Here is a 247-nt window from a genome sequence, read left to right as displayed (position 1 = left end):
TTTCTGCTCAAATTCCTGAACCTTCCTGAAAGCTGAATGTTTCCGTTGTCTCGAACTCTTTCAGCACCTTTTGTCTAATTGTTTGAAAAACGGGCGATGTTCTGCTGCGCGGAAAAGGCAGATCGACCGGAATCAGCTTGTGGATTCTCCCCGGCTTTGCCGTAAGAATTGCGATCCGGTTGGCTAAATACACCGATTCGTCAATATCGTGCGTCACGAGGATCATCGTCATCTTCTTTTCTCTCCA

Annotated in this window: 1 pseudogene; it reads right to left on the bottom strand. The window is 47.0% G+C overall.

What is annotated here, in order from left to right:
* Positions 1 to 7: 7 nt before the first annotated feature.
* A pseudogene (locus CF394_RS00295) lies at positions 8 to 247 on the bottom strand (ABC transporter ATP-binding protein); the annotation flags it as partial.

Source organism: Tetzosporium hominis, from assembly GCF_002265435.1.
Taxonomy (GTDB): Bacteria; Bacillota; Bacilli; order Bacillales_A; family Planococcaceae; genus Chryseomicrobium; species Chryseomicrobium hominis.
This window is presented reverse-complemented; position numbering and strand designations above follow the sequence as displayed.